This is a genomic window from Stenotrophomonas sp. 63632_Sma (assembly GCF_056482875.1).
The window spans coordinates 3,921,272-3,935,376 of the sequence record NZ_CM151220.1 but is presented as its reverse complement, the minus strand read 5'-3'; the positions used below and the strand labels follow the sequence as shown (position 1 = coordinate 3,935,376).

Annotated in this window: 14 protein-coding genes; 7 read left to right on the top strand and 7 right to left on the bottom strand. The window is 68.2% G+C overall.

Going from position 1 to position 14,105, the window contains the following annotated elements:
- Nucleotides 1-3: 3 nt before the first annotated feature.
- The gene (locus ACZK45_RS18250; protein ID WP_253143913.1) at nucleotides 4-450 is read right to left on the bottom strand and encodes a universal stress protein; all 447 of its coding nucleotides are present in this window, start codon (nucleotides 448-450) and stop codon (nucleotides 4-6) included.
- Nucleotides 451-591: 141 nt separating this feature from the next.
- On the opposite strand from ACZK45_RS18250, the gene ACZK45_RS18245 reads away from it, so the two are divergent.
- The 4 genes from ACZK45_RS18245 (at nucleotide 592) to ACZK45_RS18230 (ending at nucleotide 5,705) form a co-directional block, all read left to right on the top strand.
- A complete protein-coding gene (locus ACZK45_RS18245) occupies nucleotides 592-1,509 on the top strand; it encodes a LysR family transcriptional regulator (protein WP_032129879.1) in 918 nt (305 codons plus the stop codon).
- Nucleotides 1,510-1,662: 153 nt separating this feature from the next.
- The gene (locus ACZK45_RS18240) at nucleotides 1,663-3,192 is read left to right on the top strand and encodes an MFS transporter (protein WP_032129878.1); all 1,530 of its coding nucleotides are present in this window, start codon (nucleotides 1,663-1,665) and stop codon (nucleotides 3,190-3,192) included.
- A 21-nt stretch (nucleotides 3,193-3,213) separates the two neighbouring features.
- A complete protein-coding gene (locus ACZK45_RS18235; RefSeq protein WP_006384446.1) occupies nucleotides 3,214-4,296 on the top strand; it encodes an HlyD family secretion protein in 1,083 nt (360 codons plus the stop codon).
- Nucleotides 4,293-5,705: an efflux transporter outer membrane subunit gene (locus ACZK45_RS18230; protein ID WP_125895595.1), complete on the top strand. Its 1,413-nt coding sequence runs from the start codon at nucleotides 4,293-4,295 to the stop codon at nucleotides 5,703-5,705. Before ACZK45_RS18235 ends, ACZK45_RS18230 begins: the two co-directional genes overlap by 4 nt.
- 216 nt (nucleotides 5,706-5,921) lie before the next feature.
- Here ACZK45_RS18230 and ACZK45_RS18225 read toward each other — a convergent pair whose 3' ends face one another.
- The 5 genes from ACZK45_RS18225 to ACZK45_RS18205 all read right to left on the bottom strand — a co-directional run bounded on the left by ACZK45_RS18225 (nucleotide 5,922) and on the right by ACZK45_RS18205 (nucleotide 10,699).
- Complete coding sequence (locus ACZK45_RS18225) at nucleotides 5,922-6,260, bottom strand: hypothetical protein (protein WP_032129876.1); 339 nt, start codon at nucleotides 6,258-6,260, stop codon at nucleotides 5,922-5,924.
- Nucleotides 6,261-6,337: 77 nt separating this feature from the next.
- Nucleotides 6,338-7,279 carry a DegV family protein gene (locus ACZK45_RS18220; protein WP_032129875.1) on the bottom strand — a complete coding sequence of 314 codons (942 nt, stop codon included), beginning with the start codon at nucleotides 7,277-7,279 and terminating at the stop codon, nucleotides 6,338-6,340.
- Between the two features lie 95 nt (nucleotides 7,280-7,374).
- Nucleotides 7,375-8,007: a 2-hydroxychromene-2-carboxylate isomerase gene (locus ACZK45_RS18215; protein WP_049421816.1), complete on the bottom strand. Its 633-nt coding sequence runs from the start codon at nucleotides 8,005-8,007 to the stop codon at nucleotides 7,375-7,377.
- Nucleotides 8,008-8,027: 20 nt separating this feature from the next.
- Complete coding sequence (locus tag ACZK45_RS18210) at nucleotides 8,028-9,290, bottom strand: amidohydrolase family protein (protein WP_253143916.1); 1,263 nt, start codon at nucleotides 9,288-9,290, stop codon at nucleotides 8,028-8,030.
- Nucleotides 9,290-10,699, bottom strand: a complete 1,410-nt coding sequence (locus ACZK45_RS18205; protein WP_049462465.1) for an amidohydrolase — start codon at nucleotides 10,697-10,699, stop codon at nucleotides 9,290-9,292. The genes ACZK45_RS18210 and ACZK45_RS18205 overlap by 1 nt, the downstream gene beginning before the upstream one ends.
- 151 nt (nucleotides 10,700-10,850) lie before the next feature.
- Here ACZK45_RS18205 and ACZK45_RS18200 point away from each other — a divergent pair, with 151 nt between their 5' ends.
- Together ACZK45_RS18200 and ACZK45_RS18195 are read left to right on the top strand one after the other, a co-directional pair.
- Nucleotides 10,851-11,627: an AMP nucleosidase gene (locus tag ACZK45_RS18200; protein WP_005414446.1), complete on the top strand. Its 777-nt coding sequence runs from the start codon at nucleotides 10,851-10,853 to the stop codon at nucleotides 11,625-11,627.
- Nucleotides 11,628-11,670: 43 nt separating this feature from the next.
- Entirely contained in the window at nucleotides 11,671-12,210 is a 540-nt protein-coding gene (locus ACZK45_RS18195) for a DUF924 family protein (protein ID WP_006384394.1), read from the top strand.
- Nucleotides 12,211-12,287: 77 nt separating this feature from the next.
- Here the strand turns inward: ACZK45_RS18195 and grxD are convergent, their stop codons facing one another.
- The gene (gene grxD, locus ACZK45_RS18190) at nucleotides 12,288-13,214 is read right to left on the bottom strand and encodes a Grx4 family monothiol glutaredoxin (protein WP_049421809.1); all 927 of its coding nucleotides are present in this window, start codon (nucleotides 13,212-13,214) and stop codon (nucleotides 12,288-12,290) included.
- A 59-nt stretch (nucleotides 13,215-13,273) separates the two neighbouring features.
- Here grxD and ACZK45_RS18185 point away from each other — a divergent pair, with 59 nt between their 5' ends.
- Complete coding sequence (locus ACZK45_RS18185; RefSeq protein ID WP_125895592.1) at nucleotides 13,274-14,053, top strand: polysaccharide deacetylase family protein; 780 nt, start codon at nucleotides 13,274-13,276, stop codon at nucleotides 14,051-14,053.
- Nucleotides 14,054-14,105: the final 52 nt, after the last annotated feature.

The window sequence follows — 14,105 nt, the reverse complement described above, 5'->3', positions numbered from 1 at the left end:
TTGCTAGGGTTGTGGGTCGCGGGTTTCCACCAGCACGGGACAGGGCGCGTGGTCGATGGTCCATTGCCCGATCGAGGGTTCGAACAGGCGTTCCAGGCGGGACAGGTGGCGGTGGCCGATGACGATCAGGTCGCACTTCAGGCGCCGGGCCTGCTCGCTGATCACTTCGCCCGGGTCACCCGAGGGAATCTGCGCGATGGCGTCGACGCCGCGCTCGCGCAGCTCGGCCAGGGCTTCGGCCAGCACCGCTTCGGCCCGCGAGCGCTGGCGGGCGGCTTCCGGGTACTCGATGCGGTCGGCGTCGCTGGCATCGGCCGCCAGCGCGAATTCGGGGTCGAGCACGCACAGCAGGTGCAGGCGGCTGTGGGGGCCGGCGATGGCTGCGGCCAGGTCCAGCACGCGTGCGTGCTGGGGGCCACCGTCCAGGGCGACCAGCAGGGTATTGAACATGGATGTCTCCTTGGCAGGCCGGGGATGGTCGCCGATGTCACTGCGCGCACCCATGCCGTGCGCGGCAGTCAATGAATGCGTAAAACGCAATCCTCCGTGGTTACAAGTGTCGTAGAGTCATCTGATTTACTGGAGACTGTCATGCCCCTGCCGGACCTGAACCTGTTGCTGGCACTGGACGTGCTGATTGACGAATGCAGCGTGGCCGCCGCCGCGCGGCGGATGAACCTGAGCGCGCCGGCGATGAGCCGTACCCTGGGCCGGATCCGCACCGCGCTGGGCGACCCGGTGCTGGTGCGTGCCGGCCGCGGTCTGGCCCCCACGCCCCGCGCGCTGCAGCTGCGTGAGCAGGTCCGCGATGTGATCGAGCAGGCCCACCGTGTGTTCAACGCCGGTCGCGAGATCGACCTGCGCACCCTGGAGCGCACCTTCAATGTCCGCGCCAATGATGTCTTCATCGGTGGATTCGGCGGACGCCTGCGTGAACTGTTCCGCCAGCAGGCGCCGCGCGCGGTGCTGCGCTTCGTGCCCGAGGGCGATACCGACGACGACGCGATGGCGCAGGGCCGGATCGACCTGTACATCAGCACCGCCGGCAAGCACGCGCCCGATACCAAGGTGCAGAACCTGTTCAGTACCTCGTTCATGGGCGCCGCGCGCGAAGATCATCCGTTGTTCGATGAGGAGATCAGCGCCGAGCGTTTTGCTGCCTGCGACCACATCGCGGTGTCGCGGCGGGGGCTGCCGCGTGGCCCGATCGATGACGACCTGGCCACGCTGGGCCTGCAGCGGCGGGTGGCGCTGATCAGCCCGACCTTCCACGGCGCGATCTTCGCGGCCGCCGAGTCGGACCTGATCCTGCCGCAGATGCCGAGCGTGATGCTGGAGCGGATCGTCAGCATGCGCCTGCCGCTGCGCCTGTTCCCGCTGCCGATCCCGGTGCGCACCGCCGCCATCGTCCAGGCCTGGCACCCGCGGCTGGACAACGATGCTGCGCACCAGTGGCTGCGGCGCTCGATCAAGACCATGTGCGAAAGCGCAGGGGAGGCTCCGCGCTGACACTTTCATGCGTGCGCGTGACGCACGCCTGGGATGCGGGCTGCGCCATTTTTCGCAGGGTACCAGCTCCCTAGACTGCGCTCCCCGGAGTTTCACTGAGCGCATTCCAATGACCCCCAACATGCCGTGCACTGCACGGATCGGTGCCCGGCGATGAGTACGCCGGCCGCCGCTGTCCCGGCCGCTGCTGCGCCCCGTCCTGCCGCCGCCCCCGGGCTCGACCGCCGCGTTCTGGTCGGCCTGTGTGGCGTGCTGCTGGCGGTGCTGGTGTCGGGCTTCAACGAGAACATCACCAAGGTCGCCCTGGCCGACATCCGCGGTGCGATGGGTTTCAGCGTCGATGACGGCAGCTGGATCGTCGCCCTCTACAGCGCGATGTCGGTCAGCGCGATGGCCTTCGCCCCGTGGTGTGCCGCCACCTTCTCGCTGCGCCGCTTCGCGCTGGCGATGATCGGTGGCTTCATGGTGCTGGGCGTGCTCTGCCCGCTTGCCCCGAACCTGCAGGTGTTCCTGCTGCTGCGCGCGCTGCAGGGGCTGTGTGGTGGTGCGCTGCCGCCGCTGCTGATGAGCGTGGCACTGCGCTTCCTGCCGCCGGGCATCAAGTTGTATGGCCTGGCCGGCTACGCGTTGACCGCCACCTTCGGCCCGAGCATGGGCACGCCGCTGGCCGCGTTCTGGGTCGAGCAGGTGGGCTGGCACTGGGCGTTCTGGCAGATCGTGCCGTACTGCCTGGCTGCCATGGCGATGGTCAGCTGGGGCCTGCCGCAGGACCCGCTGCGGCTGGAGCGTTTTGCCCAGTTCGATGGCGTGGGCCTGGCGCTGGGCCTGCCGGCGCTGGTGCTGCTGGTGCTGGGCCTGGTGCAGGGCCCGCGCCTGAACTGGTTCGACTCGCCGATGATCACCCTGATGATTGGTGGCGGCGCCGGCCTGATGGTGCTGTTCATGATCAATGAATGGTTCCACCCGCTGCCGTTCTTCAAGCTGCAGCTGCTGGCCAACCGCAACCTCAGCTACTCGCTGGTGACGCTGGGCGGCGTGCTGTTCGTGCTGCTGGCAGTGATCTCGATTCCCTCCGGTTTCCTGGCCAGCGTGCAGGGCTACCGGCCATTGCAGACCGCACCGATGCTGCTGTGGGTGGCGCTGCCACAGGTGATCGCACTGCCGTTGGTGGCGGCGTTGTTGAACATCCGCGCAGTGGATTGCCGCTGGGTGCAGGCCACCGGCCTGGCGATGCTGGCGCTGGCCTGCTGGCTGGGCTCGCACCTGGATGTGGCCTGGATCCGCGACAACTTCCTGTGGGTACAGCTGCTGCAGGTATTCGCCCAGCCGATGGCGGTGTTGCCGCTGCTGATGCTGGCCACTGGCGGGCTGGCACCGCAGGACGGTCCGTTCGCCTCGGCGTGGTTCAACACGGTCAAGGGCTTTGCTGCCGTGCTCGCCAGCGGCGTGCTGGATGCCGTCGCCCAGGGCCGCCGTCATTTCCATTCCACCGTGCTGGTCGACCGCCTTGGCGAGCAGCCGTGGCTGGCCGAGGGCCCGCAGCTGGGCGCGCGCCTGCATGCGCAGGTGCAGGCGCTGACCTCGGCCGACCTGTACTGGGTGGTCGCGCTGGTGGCGCTGGCCTTCATTCCCCTCATTGCCTGGATGCCCACCCGCATCCATCCGCCACGTGCCGTGGCCTGAACCTTTCGCAGGAACCCCCTCATGACGATCAATCGAACCACTCTCAATACCGGCCTGGGCCTGGGCGTGCTCGCCCTGGCCATCGGTGCCTGGCTGCTGCTGCGCGACGGCGGTCACCAGACCACCAACAATGCCTATGTCGTTGCCGACTACACGCTGGTCGCGCCGAAGATTCCCGGCTTCGTCAGTGCCGTGGAAGTAGAGGACAACCAGTCGGTGAAGGCGGGCGACGTGCTTGCCCGCATCGACGACCGCGACTACCAGGTGGCCCTGCAGGCGGCCCGTGCCGACCTCGCCAACGCCCGTGCACAGCTGGCCAACGCGCAGGCCGCACTGGCCCAGCAGGACTCGCTGATTGAACAGGCCAGGGCCAGTGTCGATGTCAGCCGCTCCGAACTGACCCTGGCCAGCGCCGACCAGCAGCGTTACCGCGAACTGGCCCGTGATGGCGCCGGCACCGTGCAGAACGCGCAGCAGGCGCAGTCGAAGCAGGCCGTGGCCAGTGCGCACCTGCAGCAGGGCCAGGCCGCGCTGTCGACCGCACGCCAGCGCACCGACATCCTCAGCGCTGGCGTGCAGGCCGCACAGGCGGCGGTACAGCGTGCAGAAGCGGCGCAGGCGCGTGCCGAACTGGACCTGTCGCACACCGTGCTGCGCGCGCCGATCGACGGCATGGTCGGCCGCCGTGCGGTACGCGTGGGCGCCTACCTGACCCCGGGTACGCCGGTGGCTGCGGTGGTACCGCTGAAGCGCGCCTTCGTGGTCGCCAACTTCCAGGAAACGCAGATGACCCGCATGCAGGCCGGCCAACAGGTCGAGCTGAAGGTGGACGTGTTCCCGGGCAAGCCGCTGCGCGGGCACATCGACAGCATCGCACCGGCCACCGGCGTCACCTTCGCCGCCGTCGCACCGGAAAACGCCACCGGCAACTTCACCAAGGTGGTGCAGCGCATTCCCGTCAAGATCGTGCTGGAACCCGGCCAGCCACTGCTGGACCAGCTGCGTGCCGGCATGTCGGTGGAAGCCAGTGTTGACCTGGGCAGCCGCGCCCGCGCGCAGAGCGTGCAGCACAGTCCGGGCCACAAGAGCGGGGAGGGTGCATGAGCGCAGTCACCCTGTTCCGCACCTTCGTTGCGGCCAGCCTGTGCACGGCCCTGGCTGCTTGCACGATGGGTCCGGACTTCGTACGCCCGCAGGCGGAACTGCCCAGCCACTGGCAGGGTGAGGCGGTCGCCGGCAACGCCATCGACCAGGACGCGGCCTGGTGGGCCGGCTTCGACGATCCACTGCTGGGGCAGCTTGCCGGCCAGGTGCTCGCGGCCAACCTGGACCTGCAGCTGGCCGCCAACCGCGTGCAGCAGAGCCGCGCCGCACGTGGCATCACCGCCGCCGATCGCCTGCCCAGCGTCAGCGCGAGCGCCAGTGGCGTGCGTGCACGCAACAGCGAGGTGGGCCTGAATGATCCGTCCGGCAACGGCGGCCGTGATGACTACGGGCTGTTCCAGGCCGGCATCGGCCTGAGCTGGGAACTGGATCTGTGGGGGCGTGTGCGCCGCCAGGTGGAAGCGGCCGACGCACGCGTGCAGATGGCCGAGGAGGATGCACACGCGGTGCGCATCGCGCTGCTGGCGGAAACCGCGCGTGATTACCTGCAGCTGCGCGCGACGCGGCAGCTGCTGGCGATCACCGAGGACAACCTCAGCATCGCCCTCGACATGAAGCGCCTGACCGAGGCACGCCAGCAACAGGGCGTGGCCAGCACGCTGCAGGTGTCCAGCGCGTCCGCGCAGGTGGCATCGCTGCAGGCACGCATCGCGCCGCTGCGGCATCGCGAATCGCAGCTGCGCAATGCGCTGGCGTTCCTGTTGGCGCAGCCGCCGCAGGCGCTGGACGCGCAGCTGCAGGATGCACGCCGTGACTGGCCGGCGTTGCCGGCGGTGGCGGTGGGGCTGCCCAGTGAACTGGCCGAGCGTCGCCCGGACATCCGTCGTGCCGAAGCGGCACTGCATGCGGCAACGGCCGGCATCGGCGTGGCCAAGGCCAGTTTCCTGCCGCGCATCACCTTGAATGGCGACGCTGGGTTCCAGGCCAAGCAGCTGGATGATCTGGATGGCTGGAACGCGCACCGCTTCAGCATCGGGCCGTCCATCAGCGTACCGATCTTCCAGGGCGGGCGGCTGAAGGCCAACCTCGCGCTGAGCAGGCTGCAGCAGCAACAGTCGGCGCTGCAGTTCCGCCGTACCGTGCTGCAGGCCTGGCACGAAGTGGACGACGCCATCGATGGCTATGCCGCCGAGCAGCAGCGCACGGTGCAGCTGCATGTGGCGGTGGACGAGAGCGAGAGCGCACTGGGCGCGGCGCGCCGGCAGTACCAGGCTGGCGTGGTCGACATGCTGGATGTGCTGACCACCCAGCGCATCGCGCTGGACAACCAGGCTGCGCTGGCCAACAGCCAGGCCACGGCTGCGATCGCGCGGGTGGAGCTGTACCGCGCGCTGGGCGGTGGTTGGTAGGGAAATGGAACCGCCTGGCCATGCCCGGCGGTTCGTCGGTAGTTGCCAACCTTGGTTGGCGATTTTCCCGGAAGCGCCAACCAAGGTTGGCGTCGACCAGAGCACGGCCTTGGGCGGGGGCTGGTAGGAAATCGTCGGGGTAGTGCCGGCCGCTGGCCGGCACCTCCATCGATCTTGCGGTTGCCGGCCAGCGGCCGGCACTACCAGGGCATGGCCTCAACGCACGTCGCGCAGTTCCCAATGGTGGCCTGCCAGAAGGCGCAGGCGCTGCTTGAACACGTCACTGTCGATGCGGGTGGTGGCCACCAGGTTGATGCGCAGGTCCTTCTGCTCGCCGGTCACGGTGGCATCCGGGTCGGTCACGCCCCACTGCGGTTCCACCGCGTCCGGGTCAGGCTGCTTGGCCTTCCAGCGCTCGAACAGGCTGCCATTGCGCAGCGCATCCTGCAGCTCTTCGGCGAAACCGGCGGCGCCCTGCGAATGGAAGGACAGGTCAGGGTCATTGCCGCGGGCCTTGGACGGGTCGGGCAGGCTGATGTGGTACTGCGCAGGCATGGAGTTCTCCTTGAAGTGCGGGAAGACTGGCACAACCGCGGTGGAATCGATGTGCAGATCCGCGCCGCGTCGGGGCCTCACTCGAACCGATGCGGCCCATCGGCGAAGCCCACGGTGACTGCGCCCTTGCCGACGTTGACCATGCCGGTCAGGCTCATCACCGATTCGTACACGGTCACGCCATGGGTGGCGCAGACCTCTTTCAGCTGTGCATAGCCGGGCAGGGTGCGCAGCTCTTCCAGCTCACCGCCGTAGCTGACGCACACCGTCGGTGTCATCAGCCCGGCGCGTACGCGCTGGCCAACTACCGCGAACAACTTCTGCACGGCGTTGTCGAAGCCCTTGATCTTGGCCACCGGTCCGGTCTCGCCGCGGTAACCGTGCAGCACCGGCTTGATGTCCAGCGCACTGCCCAGTGCGGCGCTGAGCAGGCCGACACTGCGGTCGCCCTTGTGCCGCGCACGCGCGCGCATGTAGTACAGGTCACGGGTGACCATGTAGCCGTGCACGTTGCTGGCCAGCTCCTCCAGCCGCTCGCGGATCTGCTGCACGCTGGCGTTGCTGTCGCGCAGGCGCACCGCTTCCACTGCGGTCACCGCCTGCGCGGCGAACAGGTTCTGGGTGTCGAGCACGCGCAGCGCGAACGGCGAGTTGTAGCCCGCTGCCTGCCGCACCGGCTTGTAGTCGTTGAGGATGGCGAAACTGGCCTGCAGCGCGTTGTCATGGATCGGGCTGCGGGTCTTGGTGATGGTCATGCAGAACACGTGGTCGTAATCGATCACCAGCTGCTGCAGGAACAGGTCGCGGATCTGGTTGACGCTGAAGGGGATGGTTTCCGCTTCAGCACCGTGTTCGGCCACGTGCGCGTGCAGAAAGCTCAGTGTGGCCTGTTCATCGCGATGATCGGCCAGCACCGCTTCGCCGATGCGTACGGTGATCGGCAGCAGCACGATGTTGTGGGTGGCGATGAAGTCCGGCGGCAGGTCGCAGGCCGAGTCGACGACGATTCCGATGCGCATCCGCGGCTCCCCCTCCAGGGCGGTTGTAGGTTCGGAAACGTGAAATCTATCTCAAATCCCAGCCAGGCGCGCGAGGGAAACGCGCCACGCCCTGTTCAGCGACTGCGCTGCACCGCCACCGGCAGGGTGGCCAGGCGCAGCCATTCGGGCTGCCGCAGCAGGCCCGGATCGGCCAGCACCGCCGCCATCAGAGGGTGCGCGTCGTTGCCCCAGAACAGCTCCTCATCGATAGCCAGGGTCGGCACACCGAACACCCCGGCGCCAATTGCGGCCTCGGTGTTACGGCGCAGCTGCTCCTTCACCGCCGGGTCGGCGATGGCGCTGGCGACATCGTCAATACCCAGCTGTGCGGCCGGTTCGCGCAGGGCGTCAGGGCTGTCGGCCGCGTTGCCGTCGCGCCAGATCCAGTCGAACAGGACGTCCACCGCCTGCACGCTGGCACCGGCGGCCAGGCACAGGCGCAGGGCGGGCAGCGGGTTGAACGGATGGCCGGGCGGGAATCGCAGCGGTGTGCCCTCGGCCTGCGCGGTCCACAACAGCTGGCGGTAGATGAAGCGGCGCTTGGCCGGAATCTCGGCCGGCCCTAGGTTGCCCAGGTGATGCAGCACCGCACCGAAGGCAATTGGCACGGTCTGGATCTGCGCGAACTGCGGCAGCTGCTTCAGCTTCTGCCAGTGCAGGTAGGAGTAGGGCGAGATGAGGTCGAAGTACCAGCGCAGTGTCGCCATCGGTGTGTCCTCGTGTGCGGTCAGGGCTGCGCGTTGCGCTGCAGGTAGCGGTCACGCAGTTCGGTCTGGCGTGAGCGCATCGGCATCGCACGGCCGCCCAGCCAGACCTGCTCGGCATAGTGCGCCACGTCCAGCGGATCGCCCTCCCACAGCACCAAGTCGGCGCGCTTGCCGGGTTCGATGCTGCCGATCTGGTCGGCCACCCCGAACGCCTGTGCAGGCACCCGGGTCAGCCCAGCCAGGCCATCGATCCACGGCAGGCCGTTGGCCACCGCGTTGCCGGCCAGCTGGCGCATCTTGCGCGCGTTGTGGGTGGCGTCGCCGCGCTGCACGAACGACACCGGCACGCCGGCACGCTGCAGGCGCGCGGCGTTTTCCAGGGTGGCGCCGATCTGGTCGAAGCTGGCCGGCAGGTTGGCCAGCACGTCAACGAACACCGGCACCTGTGCGGCGGCCAGCTCCGGCGCGACCTGCCAGGCTTCGCTGGCACCGGCGATGGCGATCTTCACCTTTTCGCGGGTGGCCCAGCGCAGCAGCTGGCGGATATCGGCGGCGCGATCCACCTCCACCACGATGCGGCCCTGGCCGGCCAGGTAGCGACTGAGCGTGCGGCGTCCGGCTGGCGTCAGCAGCGCGTGCGGCGAGTCCGCAGCCACCTGTCCGCGTGCTTCGTCGATCATCTGCTGCAACAGCATCCATTGCGCGGCGCGCGAATGCCCGGTCAGTTCGGAGGCTGCCGCGCCGATGCGCAGGAACAGGGCACGCGGGCCGATCGGATCGGTGCTGCCATCGAGCCGCATCACGCCGCCCTGGCCGGCCACGAAACCACCGCCGGTGGCAGCGCCCAGCGCGGTGAAGCCGATGCCTTCCAGGCGCGTGACCGGAATCAGCACTGAGGCCGGGTTGTAGGCGAGGGTGACGTCGAATTCCGGCCGCAGTGGCTGCTCACCGAGCTTCAGCGAACTGTCCACCGTGCTCGATTCACCGGAAACTTCTTCGATACCGGTCTCGGTGATGCCACCGAACAGTGCCGGTGTCAGGGGACGGCCATTGGCCTCGACCACGCTGGCGCCGGCCGGCGCCGACAGGCCGTTGCCCACCGCGCGGATGATGCCGCCCTGCACCAGCACATCGGCGTTCTGCAGGCTGCCACGCGTGCTGGCCGTATGCACGGTCGCGTTGCGCACCAGCAGGTCCTGCGCCGAGGCTGCGGTTGTCATCAACAACAGCGCAACCAAGGTAGCGCCGGGCCATGCCCGGCGACGCTTGTTCAACACGCCCATCAGCGCACCTCCTGGCCAAGCTGGAAATCGGAACGCGGCGTCGCTGCCGGTGCACTGCGGTCGTACAACCTGCGGCCATCAATGAAGACCTGCTCGGCCAGCGCGTACGAGCTGAAGGGATTGCCGTTCCAGACCACCACATCGGCCATCTTGCCGGCCTCCAGGGTGCCGGTCTGGCCTTCAATGCCCAGTGCCTTGGCGGCGTTGGCGGTCATCCAGGTGATGGCGTGTTCGGGCGTGATCTCCGGCATGCGCGCGCGGCGCGCGGACGCCATCACCTTGGCCGCTTCCTGGTTCAGGCGCTGGATGCCTTCGGGTGAGTCGGAGTGGACGATGGCGCAGCTGTTCTTCGGCCGGTCGACCAGCGCGATGTTCTCCGGGATACCGTCGAAGGCTTCCATCTTGAAGCCCCACCAGTCGGCCCACAGCGCACCGCAGACGCCGTCGGCGGCCAGCCGGTCGGCCAGCTTGTAGGCCTCCACGCCGTGGTGGAAGGCGGCTACCTTGAAGCCGAATTCCTTGGCCAGATCGAGCATGGTGGCCATCTCGTCGGCGCGGTAGCAGTGGATGTGCACGCGGATGTCGCCTTCGATCGCACCGGCCAGCGTGTCCAGCTTGAGATCGCGCTTGCCGCCGGCATCACCGGCGCTGTCGCCCTTGTCGCTGCCGAACCAACCCTTGCGCTTGGCCGGCTTCGGCTTGTTCTTGGCGATGTAGTCGGCGGCATCGATGAAGGCGGCGCGGTAGCCGGCCACGTTGCCCATGCGCGTGGCTGGGGTCACGCCCTTGCCTTCGCCATAGACGCGCTTGGGGTTCTCGCCGCAGGCCATCTTCAGGCCCCACGGTGCACCGGGGAACTTCATCGCCTGGTAGGTCACCGCGGGTACGTTCTTGAGGGTCACGCCGCGGCCACCCACCAGGTTGGCCGAGCCCGGCAGCACCTGCATGCTGGTCACACCGCCGGCCAGTGCGGTGGCGAAGCCCGGGTCCTGCGGCCACACCGAGTGCTCGGCCCAGACGTTGGCGGTGACCGGTGCGGTCATCTCGTTGCCGTCGCTGTGCGCGCCGACGCCGGGGCTGGGGTACACGCCCAGGTGCGAGTGCACGTCGATCAGGCCAGGGGTGACCCACTTGCCCTGCGCATCGATGCGGGTGACACCGGCATCGGCCTGCAGCTGGCGGCCAACGGCGACGATGCGGCCTTCGCGCAGCAGCACGTCGGCATTGTCCAGGCGCTGGCCGGTGCCGGTCAGCACGGTGGCGTTCTGGATCAGCACCGGCGCATCGGGATGCGCCTGGTAGGTGCTGGGGTAGGGATCGGCGACGAAGCGCGAGGCGCCCACCGCCGGAGCCGTGCTCAATGAAAGCAGTGCCAGGGCTACCCCGGCGCGCAACAACGTCGATGCCATGCAGTTCCCCTTGCAGCTGGTCCAACCGTCGACGCTAGCCCGGAGGCGGCGGGCTTGCCAAGTGACCTTCTTCACAGGCCTGTCGACGGTGGCTCGACGGCACCGGCCGGGTGGCTGAAAATACCCGGTCCCCCGCCGTACCGGACTGCCCATGAAGAGCAAGCAGGAAATCGTCGACAACTGGCTGCCGCGCTATACCGGCGTACCGCTGGACCAGTTCGGCCAGCACATTCTGCTGACCAACTTCGGCGGCTACCTGCATACGTTCTCCGAGCTGACCGGCGCGCCGGTCATCGGCCTGGACCGGCCGATGGCCAGTGCCACCATCGATGGCATCACCATGATCAACTTCGGCATGGGCAGTCCCAATGCCGCGATCATCATGGACCTGCTGTCGGCGGTGATGCCCAAGGCGGTGCTGTTCCTGGGCAAGTGCGGTGGTCTCAAGCGCAAGAACCAGCTGGGCGACCTGGTGCTGCCGATCGCGGCGATCCGCGGCGAGGGTACCTCGGGCGACTACCTGCCGCCGGAAGTACCGGCGCTGCCGGCCTTCGCGCTGCAGCGTGCGGTTTCGACCATGATCCGCGACCTCGGCCACGATTACTGGACCGGCACCGTCTACACCACCAACCGCCGGGTCTGGGAGCACGACGAGGCCTTCAAGGAGCGGCTGCGGGCGATGCGCTGCATGGCCATCGACATGGAAACGGCCACGGTGTTCGCCGCCGGCTTCGCCAACCACATCCCCAGCGGCGCGCTGCTGCTGGTTTCGGACCAGCCGATGATCCCGGACGGGGTCAAGACCGAGGCCTCCGATGCCAAGGTCAGCTCCCAGTTCGTGGAAAACCATATCCAGATCGGCATCGAGGCGCTTAAGCTTATCCGGCGCAACGGCAAGTCGGTCCGCCACCTGCGCTTCGACGAATGATGATGAAGGCCGGGCGCGGGGCGTCCGGGCCTGGGAGTAGGTAATGGACGTTGCCGCGCAAGTGGTGGAATTCTGGAAGGAGGCGGGCCCTGCGAAGTGGTTCGCCCGCGACGACGCGTTCGACGCGCAGTTCCGCCAGTTGTTTCTGGATGAGCATTTCGCCGCCGCTTCGCGCGGGCGCGAGCATTGGCTGGGCAGTGCCGAAGGGGCGCTGGCCCTGATGCTGCTGCTGGACCAGTTCCCGCGCAACTGCTTCAGGGGCACTGCCCATTCCTACGCCACCGATGGCCTGGCCCGGCACTACGCCATGCGTGCCATCGAGGAAGGCCTGGACCTGCAGCTGGTGCCGAAGCTGCGCGCCTTCATCTACCTGCCGTTCGAGCACTCCGAGGATCCGCTGGACCAGGACCGCTCGGTGGCGATGTTCGACGTGCTGGGTGACAAGGAATACCTGCAGTACGCCGAACTGCACCGCGACATCATCCGCCGTTTCGGGCGCTTCCCGCATCGCAACGCCGTGCTGGGCCGCATCCCCACGCCGGAAGAACTGGATTACCTGGCCGAAGGCGGGTTCGCCGGCTAAGAAAAAGGGGACGGAGGGGATTAAGTCGTTTATGGCAAAAACGACTTAATCCCCTCCGTCCCCTTTTTCAGTGCCGATCAGTACTTCGGCACGCCGTTGTCCACGTCTTCCGACCAGGCGTTGATGCCGCCGGTGACGTTGAACACCTTGGTGAAGCCGAGGGCGCGGAACTGCTCGGCGGCCTGCGCGCTGCGGCCACCGTGGTGGCACATGAAGGCCAGTGCGGTGTCCTTCGGCAGGGCTTCCAGCGCGGCGCGGCCGTTGCCGTCGAAGCTCTTGAACGGTACGCCGACGGCTGCGATGGCGCGCTCGTCGGCCGGGCGCACGTCCACCAGGGTGATGTTGCCGGCGCGCACCAGGTCGTCGGCATCGCGCACGCTGATTTCCTGTACCGGCTTCGGCGCGTTCGGGTTGTCGATGGCCAGGCCCTTGCCGCGGATGTCGTCCACCCAGTCGATGGTGATGCCGTTGGCGCGACGCGCGCTGGCCAGGTCGAACTGCACGCGCAGGCCGTTGGACTCGGCGGCAATCGCGCCTTCGTCGTGCGGGGCCAGCTGGAAGTTCGGCTGGAAACCGGCGTCGATGGACAGCTGCAGGGCCGCGCCCGGGGCATCGGCCAGCGCGCCCTTGAGCATTTCCACGGCTGCCGGGGTGACGGTGATGCTCGGCGGGGTACGGTCCGGCGCAGCCAGGCCCAGCACGCTGCTCAGCTCGCCGCTGGCGGCCATCTGCAGCACGATGTCGCTGCCGCCGACCAGTTCGCCGTCGATGTACAGCTGCGGGATGGTCGGCCAGTCGCCGTAGGCCTTGATGCCTTCACGGATTTCCTGGTCGGCCAGCACGTTGACGTGGGCGAACTCGACGCCGAGGTCCTGCAGGGCGCCCACGGCCTTGGCCGAGAAACCGCACTGCGGCATCGACGGCTGGCCCTTCATGAACAGCACGACGCGGTTGGCGTTGAGGATGGATTCGATGCGCGAACGCAGGGCGGGATCGAGGGACATGGACGTCGGGGTTCCGGGAATTCGAATCATCAATTCTAACCCCCATGGCATCATGGGGGATGAGCAACGCAGGAACATTGCATCGCATCCCGCCCCGCCCCTGGCGCTGGCTGCCCTGGCTGGTGGCGTCGCAGCTGGCCGTGATCCTGGTCTGGGCCCTGGCCGGCTGGCAGTGGGGGCTGCCGCTGATGGTGGCCAGCCATGCGCTGTTCATGGTGCCGGTGTTCCTGCCCAACAGCCGCTTCTATGCGCCGGTGCTGAGCCGACTGCCGGAGGCCGGCAACACGGTATGGCTGACCATCGATGACGGTCCTGGCCCGGAAACCCGCGCCATGCTCGACCTGCTGGACCGCCACCAGGCGCGCGCCACCTTCTTCCTGGTGGGCGAACGTGCGCTGGCGCAGCCGGAACTGGTCGCCGAGATCCTGCGCCGTGGCCATGACCTGGGCAATCACAGCCACAGCCATCCGCAGGCGCGCTTCTGGCGGCTGGGCCCGGCGGCGATGCGCGCCGAGATCGAGGGCTGCCAGCATGCCCTGCAGGCGGTAAGCGGCCAGCCGGTGCGCTGGTACCGCTCGGTGGTGGGCATGACCAATCCGTTCGTGGCGCCGGTGCTGCAGCGGTTGGGGCTGGTCCGGGTAGGCTGGAGCGCGCGCGGCTACGACGGCGTCGGCTGCACGCCGGACGGCGTGCTGGCACGGTTGCTGCCGGATCTGCGCCCGGGCGCGATCGTGCTGCTGCACGAAGGTGCCGCCCATGGGCATAACCTGGTGATCATCGAGCGCGTGCTGCAGGCACTGCACGAGCGCGGGCTGAAGGCGCAGCTGCCGGCCGGATAACCGGTAGCGCCGGGCCACGCCCGGCGAGCGCAGCGGCATGGATGGAATCCGC